Below are 14858 nucleotides of genomic sequence, written 5' to 3'. Positions count from 1 at the left end.
GAGCGAAGCGAAGCAATCCAGAATCTCTCCGCGGAAAAAGACTGGATTGCTTCGTCGCTTCGCTCCTCGCAATGACGGTGAGGAAACAACAAGACGAACTTAAGCGGCAGGGACTTCGGGTTTAATGGGCAAGATCACGGGTTTTCTGGAAATCGAACGGCACGACCGCAAGTACACCCCGGTCGCCGAGCGCGTGAAGCATTACAAGGAATTCGTCGTTCCGCTCTCCGAGAAGGAGCTGCGCGACCAGGCCGCGCGCTGCATGAATTGCGGCATCCCCTATTGCCACGGCACCGGCTCGGTGGCGCCCGGCACGCCCGGCTGCCCGGTCAACAACCAGATCCCCGACTGGAACGACCTCGTCTATCAGGACAATTGGGAAGAGGCCTCGCGCAATCTGCACTCGACCAACAATTTCCCGGAGTTCACGGGCCGCATCTGCCCGGCGCCGTGCGAGGCGTCTTGCACGCTCAACATCGACGACAACCCCGTCACTATCAAGACCATCGAATGCGCGATCGTCGACCGCGCCTGGGACAATGGTTGGCTGAAGCCGGAGATCGCCGCCCACAAGACCGGCAAGAAGGTCGCGGTGATCGGCTCGGGCCCGGCCGGCATGGCCTGCGCGCAACAGCTGGCGCGCGCCGGCCACGACGTCCATGTCTACGAGAAGTACGCCAAGGCCGGCGGCCTGCTGCGCTACGGCATCCCCGACTTCAAGATGGAGAAGAGCGTCATCGACCGCCGTGTGGCGCAGATGGAAGCCGAAGGCGTCACTTTCCACTACAACAGCCATGTCGGCGCCGAGGGCAATGTCGATCCGCGCGAGATGCTCAACGAGTACGACGCGGTGGCGCTGACCGGCGGCGCGGAAGCCCCGCGCGATCTGCCGATCCCCGGCCGCGACCTCGCCGGCATCCACTACGCCATGGATTTCCTGCCGCAGCAGAACCGCCGCGTCTCCGAGGAGCCGCTCGGCGGCGTGCAGGAGATCCTGGCCGGCGGCAAGCACGTGGTCGTCATCGGCGGCGGCGACACCGGAAGCGACTGCATCGGCACCTCGCTGCGCCAGGGCGCGCTGTCGGTGACCCAGCTCGAGATCATGCCCGCTCCGCCCGAGCGCGAGAACAAGGGCCTGACCTGGCCGAACTGGCCGCTGAAGATGCGGACGTCCTCCAGCCAGGCCGAAGGCGCCGTGCGCGAATACGCCGTGCTGACCCAGAAGTTTTCCGGCGAGAACGGCAAGGTCAAGAAGCTGCACTGCGTGCGCGTCGACGACAAGTTCAAGCCGCTTCCCGGCACCGAGTTCGAGCTCGATGCCGATCTCGTCCTGCTCGCGATGGGTTTCGTCCACCCCGTGCACGAAGGCCTCTTGAAGCTGCTCGCGGTCGACCTCGACCCGCGCGGCAACGTCAAGGCCAACACGCTCGACTACCAGACCTCGCGCCCGAACGTGTTCACCGCCGGCGACATGCGGCGTGGGCAATCGCTCGTAGTGTGGGCGATCCGCGAGGGCCGGCTGTGCGCAAGGTCGATCGATACGTTCTTGATGGGGAAGACGGATCTGCCGCGGTAGCTTCTCGCTCCACTGCGAGATTTCCGAACGGTGCCATCGCCCGCGAAAGCGGGCGATCCATATCCCAGAGACAGTTGCAATTGAACCGATAAGCCGCGGCGTACTGGATGCCCCAGTCAAGCCGGGGCATGACAGCGGAGTGAATGGAGTGAGCGACGGGCTTCACTCCAATACGTACGGAAAGTCGCGCGCGTCCCACTCGTCAAGCCGGAACAGCACCTTGCCGTATTCGAGAAGCTTATCGCTCGGTCGATAGGGGCGCGTCGAAATCTCAACGTCCGATGGGACTTCGCTTGGGATCAAGTGAAAGTGCTCGTTGGTTTCGCTCAGAGCCAGTAGCTGCTTCACAAGAAGGTCTCGACCTTCCGGATTAAGCCATAGCTCGAATTCGCCAGCCGAGTTGATGTCCAATGTGATTCGAGCAGCCATGGTGTCCCTCTAATTCTGCAGCCTCACCCCCAGCAGCACCACCGTCCCCTGCGAACTCGCGCTCGCCACGTTCGAATCCAGGATGTCGTGGCGCAGCGTGCCCTTGACCCAGATGTTGCGGTTGAGCTTGTAGATCAGGTTGCCTTCGAGCGAGTAGGTTTTGTCGTTGCGACCCTGGTTCTGGTAGTCGTAGGTGCCGTAGGTGAACTTGCCGACCGCCGTAAGCCAGCGGCGGAAGTCGTGGTCGACTTCGGCGGCGTAGGTGCGCACCAGGACGCCGGAGGACCCGGGGATCGTGGTCTCGTTGATCTGCGTGTCGGTGAAGAATTTCACCGTGGTGAGGCCGCTGGCGTTCCAGATCAGGGAGCCCGTGGTGAGGAAGCCGGAGAGCTGGCTGAGACGCGGGTCGGTATAGTTGCGCGCGGAATAGCCGACCGAGATCTCGCCGGTGAGGATGCGCGAGAACTCGAAGGACGAGCCGACCTTGGCATAGCCGCCGTTCGAGTCGCGGAAATAGCCGTTGCGGTCGGCGGCCTGGTCGTGGACGCGGGTGTCGCCTTCGATTTCGACGAACGGCTTCAGGCCGGGCTTCAGATCATAGGAGAAGCGCCCGACGCCGCCATACTGGTTGAAGTCGCGGTCGGTGTTGGGGAAGATCGAGCCGTCGGTGAGCTTCGAATCCGTGTAAGCCGTGCGATCTATGGTGGCGCCGGCGGAGACCTGGAAGCGGTTGAAGGTCTGGTCGAAGCCGATGGTCGTGCCGTAAGCGGCATAGACCGGGTATCTTTGCAGGCCGGCCTGCACGTTCGGGCTGCCGGGATTGTCGGTGGCGAGCCGCAGGCGCAGCTGCGAGAGAAGCTTGAAGTCGCGGGTGACGTCGAGCCGGCCATCGACATGGCCGGTGAAATCGGGACGGTTGGCCTCGACCGGCGACGGCGAGGCGAGGCCGTCGATCGTCGCCGGCATGTCGTTGGTGTAGCCCGAGAACGAGCCGCGCAGATCGGCGACCAGCGCATGGCGCTCCCAATCGGACACCACGAGCAGATCCGGCGCGATCACATAGGCCGGCGAACCGACAGGCTTGTTGAGGCGCGTCGGATTGGTGTCGTAGCCCGCGGAGAGCTCGAGCCCGCCCTTGATCAGGAAGCTGCCGGCATAGTCGCCGACGGCACCGAACGGATCCTCATCGGCCCTCAGGCGGCGGCGCAGCGGCTGGCCAGGCACGTTGCCCGCCATCGCCGGCGGCACCGGGACCTTGTGCGCGGTCTCGGAGGGCGGCGGCGCGATGCGCGGCGGAGTGAGCGTGCGCTCCGGTGTTGCAGGCGGGGCCTTCGAGCCCGGACCGGCCGCGCGCTTCGGCTTCGGCTGGCCGGGATAAAGCTTTGGCTGCTGCCGCTTGCGGTTGAGCGAGTCGTAGCCGGAGCTGCTCGCGCCGGTGGCTGCGGGCAGGCCGTAGGTCGGGACCTGACCGACGCGCGAGGCCGCCGACCTCTCGCTGGCCTTGCGAGGATCGGCATTGGGATCGGGCAGCGTCGGCAACGCATCCGATGGCGCCTGCGGCACGCCCGCGGTGCGGCGCGTCGGCAACGTGTCGGGCGCGGCAAAGCCGCCGCGGTTGGGATTGAACAGGTCGGGCGTGAGGTTCTGGGCGGCCGCCGGGCCGCTTCCGAGGGCGGTCAGCGCGAGGCATGGCAAAGCCGCGCGCAGGAAATGCGCGCGTTTGCTCCGGCCAGTGCCTGGAGACGACCCCACGATGGAACAACCTCAACAAAATCAAACACTTCCACGATCGCCCCGGCCGGCCGGCAGGAGCCATCGTTAATGGAGTTAAAACAATTATGGTTAATGACCCGTTGAGGGTGTCGGAGCACTCGTCGCCTCGCTTGTCGGGGCGTGCTAAGCAGGCGCCAACGGGCGAACGCCCATCCTCCCTGGACCAGACCATGCCGAGCTCGAAACCGCTGATGACCGCATCATCCGGCCCCATCCCCGACAGCGTCGAATCCGCGCTCCGCACGCTGGAGACCGAGAGCGGCGGTATCAACGCCCTCGCCGCAGCCCTGCGCGGCCCACTGGGCGCGACGTTCGCGAAGGCCGTCGACCTGATCCGCAACGCCAAGGGTCGCGTCATCGTCACCGGGCTCGGCAAGTCCGGACACATGGGCCGCAAGATCGCGGCGACGCTGGCCTCGACCGGCACGCCCGCCTTCTTCGTGCACGCCGCCGAAGCCGGCCATGGCGACCTCGGCATGATCACCACCGACGACGTCATCATGGCGCTGTCCTGGTCCGGCGAGCAGCCCGAGATGAAGAACCTCGTGAACTATTCGGCGCGCTTTGCGATTCCCATGATCGCGGTGACATCGAACGCGGCCTCGTCGCTGGGTCAGGCCGCCGACATCGTGATCGAGTTGCCGAAGGCGCGCGAGGCCTGCCCGCACAATCTGGCGCCGACCACCTCGACCCTGATGCAGGCTGCGATCGGCGACGCCATCGCGATCGCGCTGCTCGAAGGCCGCGGCTTCACAGCGCTGGAATTCGCGCATTTCCACCCTGGCGGCAAGCTGGGCGCGATGCTGAAATTCGTTCGCGACTACATGCGCACCGGCGCCGAGATTCCGGTCAAGCCTGAAGGCACCAAGATGTCGGAGGCCGTGGTCGAGATGTCGGCCAAGGGGCTCGGCTGCGTCTGCATCGTCAACGATGCGGGCGAGGCCGTCGGCATCATCACCGACGGCGATCTGCGCCGCCACATGCGGCCCGACCTTTTGACGGTGACGGTCGATGAGATCATGACGAAGCAGCCCAAGACCGTACCGCCCTCGATGCTCGCGACCGAAATGATCGAGGTGCTGAACACCCGCAAGATCACGACGCTGCTGGTGACCGAAGCGGGCAAGGTGATCGGCATCGTGCATCTGCACGATCTGCTGCGGGCGGGGGTGGCGTAGGGCACGCACTCTCCACGGAGTCATTCCGGGGCGATGCAAAGCATCGAACTAGGGTGCGGGCTCCCGCACCCGAGAAGCTCGAGATTCCGGGTTCACGCTTCGCGTGCCCCGGAATGACAGCGAGGGTGTGGCTCGCAATGTCGGTGATTAGAGCGGCGCCGGAAACCGCGCCGCGTTCTCCTCCAGGGGCAGTCGCAGCCCGTTGGCCAGATACGACACGGTGCGATAGAAGCCGCACAAGAGCATGATCTCCAGGATCTGTGCCTCGTCGTAATGCGCCGAGAGTGCGACGAATTCCTCGTCGCTCAACGTCGCGCGATGATGCAACGCGTCGACGGCGGCAATCAGCGCCTGCTCGGCCGGCGACCAGCATGGCGATGCCGCGTCGCCCTGCACCGTCGCACGCACTTCATCCTCGGTGAGCTTTGCCGGCCCGGCGAAGATTGCGACATGCACGCCCCATTCATACTCGCACCTGGTCAGCGCGCAGGCGCGGTCGATGACGATTTCGCGCTGGCGCAGGGAGAGCGGTCCGGGATCGAGCAGGCCGCCGGCGCGAAACTTGTCCCAGGCGCGGCTGTGGCCCGCCAGCACCCGGAACAGCACCAGCGGCGGCGCACCCCGCATGATACGATCGAGCTGCGCCTGGATTTCCGTGGGATAAGGCGGCGCGAGCGGGGCAATGCGTGGCGCGGGTTGGGACATCGGCTGCCTCCATCGCTACAATTATCGTAGCAAGATGCTACACTATTCGTAGCGCCATGCAAGAGGGTGATGATGGCAAAACAGGCAGACACGAAGACCAGTCCGGTGCGGGGCTCGCGCACCGGACGGCCGATCATGGTGCTGCTCGACCTTCTCGGCCGGCGCTGGAGCCTGCGAATAATGTGGGAATTGCGGGACGGCCCCCTCACCTCCCGTGCGCTACGCACCGCCTGCGATGAGGCCTCGCCCACGGTGCTGCAAGCGCGGCTGACGGAGCTGCGCGAGGCTGGGTTCGTGGAGCTGGGTGACGGCGGCGGTTACGGGCTGACGCCGCTGGGGCAGGAATTGTGCGAGACGTTCATGCCGCTGCATAGGTTTGCGGAGCGGTGGAAGAGATAGGACATCTCTTACCCTCCCCGAGGGTAAGAGAATCACGCCGCGGCGACCGTCAGGTTCGCACCGTCAACTTGCACCACCTTCACCCGCGTTCCGGCCGGCGTATCCGGACCGGCAACGCGCCACACCGTGTCGCCGATACGCATGGTGCCGCTGCCGTCGATGATCGGCTTCTCCAGCGTGAACTCGCGCCCCAGCAGCGCCTCGGCGCGCTTGTTGAGGAACGGGCTGGCGCTCGCGTCCGGCTTCGGCCTGGCGAGGCGGCGCCACACCGGCACCGGGGCGGCGGCGAAGATCGCGAACATGACGAGCTGGATCTGCCAGGAGACGCCGACCGCGAACGAGACCAGCCCAACCAGCAGCGCAGCCAGTCCGAGCCAGAACAGGAAGATGCCCGGCGCCAGCACCTCCAGCGCCATCAGGACGAAGCCGAAGATCAGCCAGTTCCAGGTGCCGAGCGATACGAACATGTCGGTCATGATACGGCCTCTGTGGGTGATCCCGTCACTGCGGCGGCACGGTCGGCGGCGTCGGACGGGACGACGGCACCGAGCCACGGGGGGCGGCCGCGGACACCGCGCCTTCGCCGAACGTCGCCTTGGCGATCTCGCCGATGCCGGCGAGCGAGCCGAGCATGCTCATCGCTTCGACCGGAAGCATGATGACCTTCTGGTTCGGCGAGTCCGCCAGCTGGCCGAACGCCTTGATATACTTGTCTGCGATGAAATAGTTCAATGCGGCGACGTCGCCCTTTGAAATCGCTTCGCTCACCATCTGGGTGGCCTTCGCCTCGGCCTCCGCCGAACGCTCGCGTGCCTCGGCGTCGCGGAACGCCGCTTCCTTGCGGCCTTCCGCCTGGAGGATCTGGCCCTGCTTGGCGCCCTCGGCGCGCAGGATCTCGGACTGGCGCTGGCCTTCGGCGGCAAGGATGTCGGCGCGCTTGACCCGCTCAGCCTTCATTTGCCGGCCCATGGCCTCGACCAGGTCGGCCGGCGGCACGATGTCCTTGATCTCGATGCGGTTGACCTTGACGCCCCAGGGCGAGACCGCGGCGTCGACGACGCGCAAGAGGCGCTCGTTGATCTCGTCGCGATGCGACAGCACCTGGTCGAGGTCCATCGAGCCCATCACCGACCGGATGTTGGTCATGGTGAGGACCGTGATCCCCTGGTTGAGATTGGCGACCTCGTAGCTCGCCTTTGCGGCATCGAACACCTGGTAGAAGGCGACGCCGTCCACCGTCACGGTGGCGTTGTCCTTGGTGATGACCTCCTGCTCGGGAATATCGATCACCTGCTCCATCATGTTGATCTTGCGTCCGACGCGATCGAAATAGGGCACGATCAGATTGAGCCCGGGGCTGAGCGTCTGGGTGTATTTGCCGAACCGTTCGATGGTCCAGTCATAGCCCTGCGGCACCGTCTTCACGCCGGCCACCAGCGTGACGATGACGAGCAATACCAGAACAATCGCAAAAATGTCGAAACCGCTCATATATCCTCCAAGGCGGGAGAGCCCTTTCCCGCGCTGCCATTGGTCGAGATCGCGACCTTACCGGTTCAGCGGTCGCGCGTAACCTCGGCATAGGTGCGATTCTGCACAAGTCGCGCGAAGAGGGAATGCTCGCGAGATGTATTTGCATGAGGCTCTTGAAAGCGAGCGGCGCCCGCCGCGACAAATATTAACGCATCCGGTCGTGCCGTCGGCCGCGGGCGGCTTCATTCAATGACGTCATTCGCGATTGCGAGCAGGCCCGCGGAAAGTGTGACGCCGAGCGCCCTCGCCGTCTTCAGGTTGATCGTCAGCTCGAACTTGGTGGGGTTCTGGACCGGGAGGTCGGCCGCCTGCGCCCCCCTGAAGATGCGATCGATGTAGTCCGCGGCGCGCCGGAGTTGCTCGGCGCTGTCGGTGCTGTAGGACATCAGCCCGCCCTCGTCGACGAAGGTCCGGCTCCAGAATACCGCGGGCACGCGCGCCTGTGCGATCGCCGAGAGCAGTTGCGCGCGGTTGGCCATGGTGAAGAAGTCCGGCAGGACCAGCATGGCGCCGTCCTTCCGCGAAGCCAGCGCCGCGATCGAGGCGGCGTCATGGACCAGCGCGGGCTCGACCACCACGCGAAGCGTTCGTGCGGCATCCTCGATGGTGCGCAGCATCAGGGGCGCGAACGGCGCGGTGGCGGGATTGTAGACGACGAGCACGCGGCGGACGGGCGGTGCCACCTGGGTCAGCATCTCCAGCCATTTGCCGGCGAGCGGTCCGTCATAATCGGTGAAGCCGGTGATGTTGCCGCCGGGATGCGCGAGATTTTCGACAAAGCCCTGGCTGACGGGATCGGTGACGACGGCGAACACGATCGGGATCGTCGTGGTACGCCGGCGCAGCTCCTCCACCGAGGGCGTGCCGATCGCGAGCAGGATGTCGGGCTTGAGCGCGATCAGCTCGTCCGCAAGCTGTGCGATGCGCGCGCGGTCACCACCACCGCTGCGCCAATCGATCTTGAGGTTGTCGCGCTCCTTCCAGCCCAGGCCGGAGAGCGCCTCGACCAGAATTGTGCTGCGCCCCCGCCCGATCGCGTCATCGGCGGCCGTGACCGAGAGCACGCCGAGCCGCCGCGCCGCGTTCGGCGGCTGCCCCAGTGTCGGGGCCGGCAGCGCCACGATCATCCCAAGAAGCGCCAGGCACCCACGGCGATTCATGGACTGCCCATCAGATCCAGCCCTGAAGCTCGCGCAGCACCAGGGTGCGGATCACGTCCATGCCTGATACGCTGTCGTTCAGACAGGGAATTGCGGAAAACTGCTCGCCCCCATTGTGCTTGAAGATCTCGGCGTTCTCCTGCGCGATCTCCTCCAGCGTCTCCAGACAGTCGGCGGCAAAGCCGGGCGTCACCACCGCGATCCGGCGCACGCCTTCTTTCGCGAGGCGCTCCATGGTCTTGTCGGTGTAGGGCTGGAGCCACTCGTCGTTGCCGAAGCGCGACTGGAAGGTCAGCAGCAGCTTTGTCTCGTCCATGCCGAGCCGGCGGCGCAGCGCCTCTGTCGTGGCAATGCAGTGCTGCTGGTAGGGATCGCCCTTCTCGACATAGGATTTCGGCATGCCGTGGAAGGACGCCACGATCAGCTCCGGCTTGAAGGACAGCGTCGCCAGATGCGCCTCGATCGAGGTCGCGAGCGCCTCGATATAGGCGGCATCGTCATAATAGGGCGGCGTCACCCGCAGCGTCGGCTGGTTGCGAAGCTGCGCCAGCACGCGGAACACCTCGTCGCAGACGGTCGCCGAGGTCGAGGCGGAATATTGCGGATAGAGCGGCACGGCCAGGATGCGCTCGCAGCCTTTCGCGATCAGCGCGTCGATGCCCGATTTGATCGACGGATTGCCGTAGCGCATCGCCCAATCGACAACGACGTGGCTGCGGTCCGATAGGGAGGCTGCGAGCTTGTCGCTTTGCGAGCGCGTGATGGTCTTCAGCGGCGACTCGTTCCGCTCGGTGTTCCAGATCTTCTGGTAGTCCAACGCCTTGGTGCGGGGACGGCTGCGCAGGATGATTCCGTTCAGCACCAGCTTCCAGATCAGGCCCTGGTCCTCGATGACGCGGGCGTCACTGAGGAACTCCTTGAGGTAGACCCGTACGCCCGGCGCATCGGCCGTATCAGGCGTTCCGAGGTTGATCAGGAGTATGCCAACGCGCGGCAAGGCGGATTGGGCGGCCGGTCTCGCGGTCTCGACGGGGACGACACTGGTCATGGCTGTGTGGGTCGCGCGTTGGTCCGAACTTGTCAAGATCAGCCGGGGTTCGCTAGGGTCGCACCCAAGCGGGGGGAGGCAAGATGACGCTCGCGGAATGGTGCGTATTCGGAGCGCTGCTGCTGTATCTGGCGACGATCGCCTCGGTCAAATGGATCAGGTTTCGCCGCTTCGACAATTCCCGGCCGCGCGACCCCGCCTTCTATGAGGACGCCCTCTCGCAACGCGCTCTCGGGGCGCACCAGAACGGCATCGAGACCTTTCCGTTCTTCGCCTTCGCGGTGCTGCTGGCCGAATACAGGGACTCGCCGCAGCGGCTGATCGACGAGCTCGCCGCGCTGTTCCTGATCGTGCGCCTCGCCTATGTGCTGACCTATCTCGGCAACCGCCCGACGCTACGCTCGATCCTCTGGAGCATCGGCTTTGCGATCAACCTCGGGATCTTCTTCATGCCGGCCCTGAAACGGTTCCTGCCGGTGTGAGCGGGTCTCACGCCGACAGATGCCGCTCGCGCGTCCCGATCAGCGCCCGCATCGATGCCGGGATCGTGACCGGACGATGGGTGTTTTGGTCCGTGTAGACCCAGACGATCTCGCCGGTCACCAGCGCGTCCGCGCCGCCCTTGCGGAAGATGGCGAGTTCGAAGACGAGGCTCGAATTGCCGATCCGCGCCACGCGTGCGCCGACATCGAGCTCCCAGTCGAAGCGCACCGGCGCCTTGTACTCGATCAGCGATTTGACGACGTGAAAATCGATGCCGCTCGCCTGAGCATCCGCATATTGGTCATAGCCCAGCGCGCGGAAATATTCGGTAATGGTGGTGTCGAAATAGGTCAGGTAATGCGCGTTGAAGACGACACCCTGGCCGTCGATCTCGGAATAGCGCACCCGGAATGGGTGGAAGAACCAGAAATTTTCGCGCGACATGGAATCCCCCGAAACGTTCTTGTTTGGTTTGATGATGTGAATAGCGGACCGGAGGGAGTTCGCAAAGGTGCCATGGCCCGGATGGTCCATCCTCGTCATTGCGAGGAGCCCTTGCGACGAAGCAATCCAGACTGCCGCTGCAGAGACACTCTGGATTGCTTCGCTACGCTCGCAATGACGGAGCAAGGTGTACGACTGTCGTGTCCAGCTAGCGCCGCGAACCGCAGGCGCGTCCTCAAAAACACGTCGTCCGTTCGGCCGCGATGTAGCCGAACAAGAGGCCGACGCCGAACAGCAGCACCAGGCCGGCGGCGCCGAATTCGATGCCGCGCATGAAGAGCGCACCGCCGCCGTCGCGCCCGGCGCTGAGGCGGGCGGCGATATCCTTGGCGGAGACGGCAATGATCGCGATGGCCGCCACCGTGATCGCGGTGCCGAGACCCATCAGGAAGGTTGCGGCGACGCCGGCCCAGAACAGGCCCTGGGCCAGTGCGAACACCAGGACCAGGATCGCACCCGAGCACGGGCGGATGCCGACGGTCAGGATCGCGGCGAACCCGCGCCGCCAGCCACCGGGGCCAGCGAGCTCGCTGGGGGTGGGGCCGTGGGAATGGCCGCAATGCTCGTCATGGACGTGGCCATGCCCGTGGTCATGATGAGCGTGGCTGTGGCCATGGTGGTGATCATGCCCGGGATCGTGGTCATGATGAGCATGGGCATCACGATGATGGCGATGATCGTGATCATGATGGTGCGGCACGCCCGCCATCGCCGGCACCGGCTGGACCGCCTGAAGCGCACGGATGAAGGTGCCGCCCTTGACCCAGACCAATCGCAGACCGAACAGCGCGATCAGGGCGTAGCTCGCGATCTCGATCACCCCTTCCGCCCTGCACATGGTCTTTGCGGTCGCATTCAGGATCCAGGCCGAAATGCCGACGATCAGGATCGCCACCAGCGACTGCATCAGCGCCGAGGCAAAGGACAGCGCAATTCCGCGGCGCGCGGTCTCGCGATTGGCGACGAGATAGGACGCGATCACCGCCTTGCCGTGGCCGGGACCGGCGGCGTGGAAGATGCCGTAGGCAAACGAGATGAACAGCAGCGTCCACACCGCCGAGCCGTCGGACTTCGCCGCCCGGATGGTCGCCGACATCTGCCGATAGAATTCCGACTGTTTTGCCAGCAGCCAGCCGATCACACCGCCGGCTTCAGGCTCGGCCGCCTGCGCCGGTCGCGGCGCGCCGAACGGATTTTGCGCGAGCAGATCATGGAGCGCGGCATCGGCCACGGCGACGACAAGCAGAACGGCGGTGCAGGCGAGCAGCCCGCGCACGAGCGGAGAGAGTTGCGGCTTCAAGGGCAATCCACCGTGATCTTGTTGGCGAACATCATGCCGAAATTCGCGTTCTCGCCGTTCAGGAAGGTCTGCTCGTTCAGCTTCTGCGCGCTCGCGGTGCCGTCGTTCGGTCGCTCCAGCTTCATCTGGCAGCCCGCTGGCGCGCCGACCAGCTTGACCGGATTGTCCTTGGCCATCTGGAAGTCGATGAAGAAGGAGCGGTCGAACACTTCGAGCACCAGTTGCTTCGGCTTGACCGGGTTCTTCAGCGGCAGCGTGAAGTGCAGGGTCAGCACCGTATCCTTGTAGTCGAGGAAATAGTCGACCGGCTCCTGGAATCTTTCCTTCTTGCCGTCGGCTCGCGCAAAGGTGAAGTAGGCGTATTCCTTCAGCGACTCGACATTGGTCTGCGCCAGCGGCGTCAGCTCCTCGCGCGTATAAGCGCCCTTGGTCTTGCTCTCGAGCCCCTGCACCGCATAGGCCGAGAACATGTCGTCGAAGGTCCATGCATGGCGCACGCCGGTGATGCTGCCGTCGGCGGCGTAGAGCAGCTCGCTGGTCGCGGTGATCCAGACATGCGGATGCGCCTGCGCCGCGCCCGCCGCGAGCGTCATCGCGGCGGCGAGCAGCAGGCCGAAAAGAGCGCGCATGCCCATCAGGCGGCCTTCGCTGCGTCGAGCAGGCCGCGGCGGCGGAGCAGCGCATCCGGCTCGGGCGGGCGGCCGCGGAAGGCCTCATAGGCAGCTTCGGGATCGACCGATCCGCCGCTCGAATAGATGTCGTCGTGCAGGCGCTTGGCGACGGCAGGATCGAAGATGTCCCCGGCCTCCTCGAACGCACCGAAGGCATCGGCGTCCATCACCTCCGACCACATGTAGCTGTAATAGCCGGCGGCATAATGATCGCCGGTGAAGATGTGGCCGAACTGCGTGGGCCGGTGACGCAGCGCGATCTCCTCGGGCATGCCGATCTTCTCCAGCTCGCGTCTCTCGAACGCGCGCACGTCCTCTGCCGCGGCGGCCGGCTGGGTGTGGAATTCGAGGTCGATCAGCGCCGAGGAAACGAACTCGACCGTGGCGAAGCCCTGGTTGAATTTTCGCGCGGCCAGGAACCGTTGCAGCAGCTCATCCGGCAGCGGCTCGCCGGTCTGGTAATGGCGGGCGAACTTCTGCAGCACCTCGGGCCGCTCCTGCCAGTGCTCGTAGAGCTGCGACGGCAGCTCGACGAAATCGGTGAACACGGACGTGCCCGACAGCGAGGGATAGGTCACGTTGGAGAGCATGCCGTGCAGGCCGTGGCCGAACTCGTGGAACAGGGTGCGGGCATCGTCGGGCGACAGCAGCGACGGCTCGCCGCCGGCCCCCTTGGCGAAATTGCAGATGTTGAGAACCAGCGGCGCGACGTCGCCGTCGAGCTTCTGCTGGTCGCGCAGCGAGGTCATCCAGGCGCCGGAGCGCTTCGACGGCCGGGCGAAGTAGTCGCCATAGAACAGCGCCTTGTGCTTGCCATCCGGCCCCTTCATCTCCCAGACCCGGACGTCCGGGTGCCAGACCGGAACGTCCTTGCGCTCCTCGAAGGTGACGCCGAACAGGCGCGTGGCGCAGTCGAAGGCAGCCGCGATCATGTTGTCGAGGCTGAGGTATGGCTTGATCGCGGCATCGTCGAAATTGGCGCGCTGGAGGCGGAGCTTCTCGGCGTAGAAGCGCCAGTCCCAGGGGGCGAGCTTGAAATTGCCGCCCTCGTCCGTGATCAGCGCCTGCATCTCGTCGCGGTCGGCGAGCGCCCGGGCCCGGGCCGGCTTCCAGACCCGCTCGAGCAGGCTCCGCACAGCGTCCGGCGTCTTGGCCATGGAGTCTTCGAGCCGGTAGGCGGCGTAGGTCGGGTAGCCCAGGAGGTTTGCGCTCTCCTCGCGCAGCTTCAGGATTTCTCCGATGGCCGCGTTGTTGTCGTTGGCGTTGCCGTTGTCGCCGCGCGCGATGAAGGCCTTGTAGACCTTCTCGCGCAGGTCGCGCCGCGCCGAGCTCTTCAGGAACTGTTCGACCGAGGAGCGCGACAGGGTGACGATGGCCTTGCCGGCCATACCGCGCTCTTCTGCCGCAGCCTTGGCGGCAGCGATGAAGCTCTCCGGCAGGCCCTGGCGGTCGACCTCCCCAAGCTCCAGGAACCAGTCCTGCTCGTCACCGAGCAGATGGTGGCTGAAGCTGGTGCCGAGCTGGGCGAGTCGCTCGTTGATCGCGGCCATCCGCGTCTTCGCCTCCTCGGAGAGACCGGCGCCGGCGCGGCGGAAGCGGGTATAGGTGCGCTCCAGGAGGCGCAGCTGCTCGGGCGTGAGCCCGAGGTTGGCGCGCTTCTCGTGCAGCTGGGCGATGCGACCGAACAGCACGGCGTTCATCATGATCGGATTCCAGTGTCGCGCCAACCGTAAGGAGACCTCCTTGTCGATCTCCAGGATGGCCGGGTTGGAATGCGCCGAGACCAGGTCGTAGAACACCGCCGCGACCTTGCTCAGGAGCTTGCCCGAGCGCTCCAGCGCCGTGATGGTGTTGGCGAAGTCGGGTGCCGCTGGATCGTTGGTGATCGCCGCGATCTCGGCCGCGTGGTCGGCGAAGGCCTGCTCGAACGCCGGGAGGAAGTGCTCCGGCTTGATCTCGTCGAAGGGCGGGGTCGCAAACGGCGTCACCCAGGCCTTCAGCAGCGGATTGGTCTGGGCATCCGAAATTTGGCGGGATTCTGACATCACAAGTCCGATTTTCATGGGCGATTGTTGCGGCCAGCTATAGCACGCGATGGG

At 65.3% G+C, this 14858-nt stretch carries 15 protein-coding genes; 4 read left to right on the top strand and 11 right to left on the bottom strand.

Annotated features, from left to right (window positions below; translation table 11 throughout):
• Nucleotides 1-124 precede the first annotated feature (124 nt).
• Complete coding sequence (locus tag ABIG06_RS16330; protein ID WP_370137824.1) at nucleotides 125-1576, top strand: glutamate synthase subunit beta; 1452 nt, start codon at nucleotides 125-127, stop codon at nucleotides 1574-1576.
• Nucleotides 1577-1738: 162 nt separating this feature from the next.
• On the opposite strand, the gene ABIG06_RS16325 is transcribed toward ABIG06_RS16330, so the two are convergent.
• Complete coding sequence (locus ABIG06_RS16325; RefSeq protein ID WP_370137822.1) at nucleotides 1739-2005, bottom strand: hypothetical protein; 267 nt, start codon at nucleotides 2003-2005, stop codon at nucleotides 1739-1741.
• A 9-nt stretch (nucleotides 2006-2014) separates the two neighbouring features.
• A complete protein-coding gene (locus ABIG06_RS16320; RefSeq protein ID WP_370137819.1) occupies nucleotides 2015-3757 on the bottom strand; it encodes an outer membrane beta-barrel protein in 1743 nt (580 codons plus the stop codon).
• Between the two features lie 191 nt (nucleotides 3758-3948).
• Here ABIG06_RS16320 and ABIG06_RS16315 point away from each other — a divergent pair, with 191 nt between their 5' ends.
• Complete coding sequence (locus tag ABIG06_RS16315) at nucleotides 3949-4956, top strand: KpsF/GutQ family sugar-phosphate isomerase (RefSeq protein WP_370137817.1); 1008 nt, start codon at nucleotides 3949-3951, stop codon at nucleotides 4954-4956.
• 147 nt (nucleotides 4957-5103) lie between these two features.
• Here ABIG06_RS16315 and ABIG06_RS16310 read toward each other — a convergent pair whose 3' ends face one another.
• The gene (locus tag ABIG06_RS16310) at nucleotides 5104-5661 is read right to left on the bottom strand and encodes a carboxymuconolactone decarboxylase family protein (protein WP_370137816.1); all 558 of its coding nucleotides are present in this window, start codon (nucleotides 5659-5661) and stop codon (nucleotides 5104-5106) included.
• Between the two features lie 72 nt (nucleotides 5662-5733).
• Between ABIG06_RS16310 and ABIG06_RS16305 the strand changes: the two genes are divergently transcribed.
• Nucleotides 5734-6060, top strand: a complete 327-nt coding sequence (locus ABIG06_RS16305) for a winged helix-turn-helix transcriptional regulator (RefSeq protein ID WP_370140864.1) — start codon at nucleotides 5734-5736, stop codon at nucleotides 6058-6060.
• 32 nt (nucleotides 6061-6092) lie between these two features.
• Here the strand turns inward: ABIG06_RS16305 and ABIG06_RS16300 are convergent, their stop codons facing one another.
• The 4 genes from ABIG06_RS16300 to hemH all read right to left on the bottom strand — a co-directional run bounded on the left by ABIG06_RS16300 (nucleotide 6093) and on the right by hemH (nucleotide 9801).
• Nucleotides 6093-6536 carry an NfeD family protein gene (locus tag ABIG06_RS16300; protein WP_370137814.1) on the bottom strand — a complete coding sequence of 148 codons (444 nt, stop codon included), beginning with the start codon at nucleotides 6534-6536 and terminating at the stop codon, nucleotides 6093-6095.
• 25 nt (nucleotides 6537-6561) lie between these two features.
• Nucleotides 6562-7551 (bottom strand): SPFH domain-containing protein, encoded by a 990-nt coding sequence (locus tag ABIG06_RS16295; protein ID WP_370137813.1) that lies wholly within the window; start codon nucleotides 7549-7551, stop codon nucleotides 6562-6564.
• Between the two features lie 224 nt (nucleotides 7552-7775).
• Nucleotides 7776-8720, bottom strand: a complete 945-nt coding sequence (locus ABIG06_RS16290; RefSeq protein ID WP_424578582.1) for an ABC transporter substrate-binding protein — start codon at nucleotides 8718-8720, stop codon at nucleotides 7776-7778.
• A gap of 43 nt (nucleotides 8721-8763) precedes the next feature.
• Nucleotides 8764-9801, bottom strand: coding sequence for a ferrochelatase (hemH, locus tag ABIG06_RS16285; protein ID WP_424578353.1), 1038 nt, complete (start codon nucleotides 9799-9801; stop codon nucleotides 8764-8766).
• Nucleotides 9802-9884: 83 nt separating this feature from the next.
• Here hemH and ABIG06_RS16280 point away from each other — a divergent pair, with 83 nt between their 5' ends.
• On the top strand, nucleotides 9885-10283 hold the full coding sequence (locus tag ABIG06_RS16280) for an MAPEG family protein (protein ID WP_194391378.1): 399 nt from the start codon (nucleotides 9885-9887) through the stop codon (nucleotides 10281-10283).
• A 7-nt stretch (nucleotides 10284-10290) separates the two neighbouring features.
• Here the strand turns inward: ABIG06_RS16280 and ABIG06_RS16275 are convergent, their stop codons facing one another.
• From ABIG06_RS16275 to ABIG06_RS16260, 4 genes are all read right to left on the bottom strand, one after another.
• Nucleotides 10291-10728, bottom strand: a complete 438-nt coding sequence (locus tag ABIG06_RS16275) for an acyl-CoA thioesterase (RefSeq protein ID WP_370137808.1) — start codon at nucleotides 10726-10728, stop codon at nucleotides 10291-10293.
• A 235-nt stretch (nucleotides 10729-10963) separates the two neighbouring features.
• Nucleotides 10964-12088 carry a nickel/cobalt transporter gene (locus ABIG06_RS16270; RefSeq protein ID WP_370137806.1) on the bottom strand — a complete coding sequence of 375 codons (1125 nt, stop codon included), beginning with the start codon at nucleotides 12086-12088 and terminating at the stop codon, nucleotides 10964-10966.
• Nucleotides 12085-12723 carry a DUF1007 family protein gene (locus ABIG06_RS16265; RefSeq protein ID WP_370137804.1) on the bottom strand — a complete coding sequence of 213 codons (639 nt, stop codon included), beginning with the start codon at nucleotides 12721-12723 and terminating at the stop codon, nucleotides 12085-12087. The genes ABIG06_RS16270 and ABIG06_RS16265 overlap by 4 nt, the downstream gene beginning before the upstream one ends.
• Complete coding sequence (locus ABIG06_RS16260) at nucleotides 12723-14804, bottom strand: M3 family metallopeptidase (protein WP_370137802.1); 2082 nt, start codon at nucleotides 14802-14804, stop codon at nucleotides 12723-12725. The genes ABIG06_RS16265 and ABIG06_RS16260 overlap by 1 nt, the downstream gene beginning before the upstream one ends.
• Nucleotides 14805-14858 lie beyond the last annotated feature (54 nt).

Source organism: Bradyrhizobium sp. USDA 326 (genome assembly GCF_049739485.1).
In the GTDB taxonomy this organism is placed as follows: Bacteria; Pseudomonadota; Alphaproteobacteria; order Rhizobiales; family Xanthobacteraceae; genus Bradyrhizobium.
Note: the sequence above shows the minus strand (reverse complement) of the source record. Positions and strands in the feature narration are given on the sequence as shown.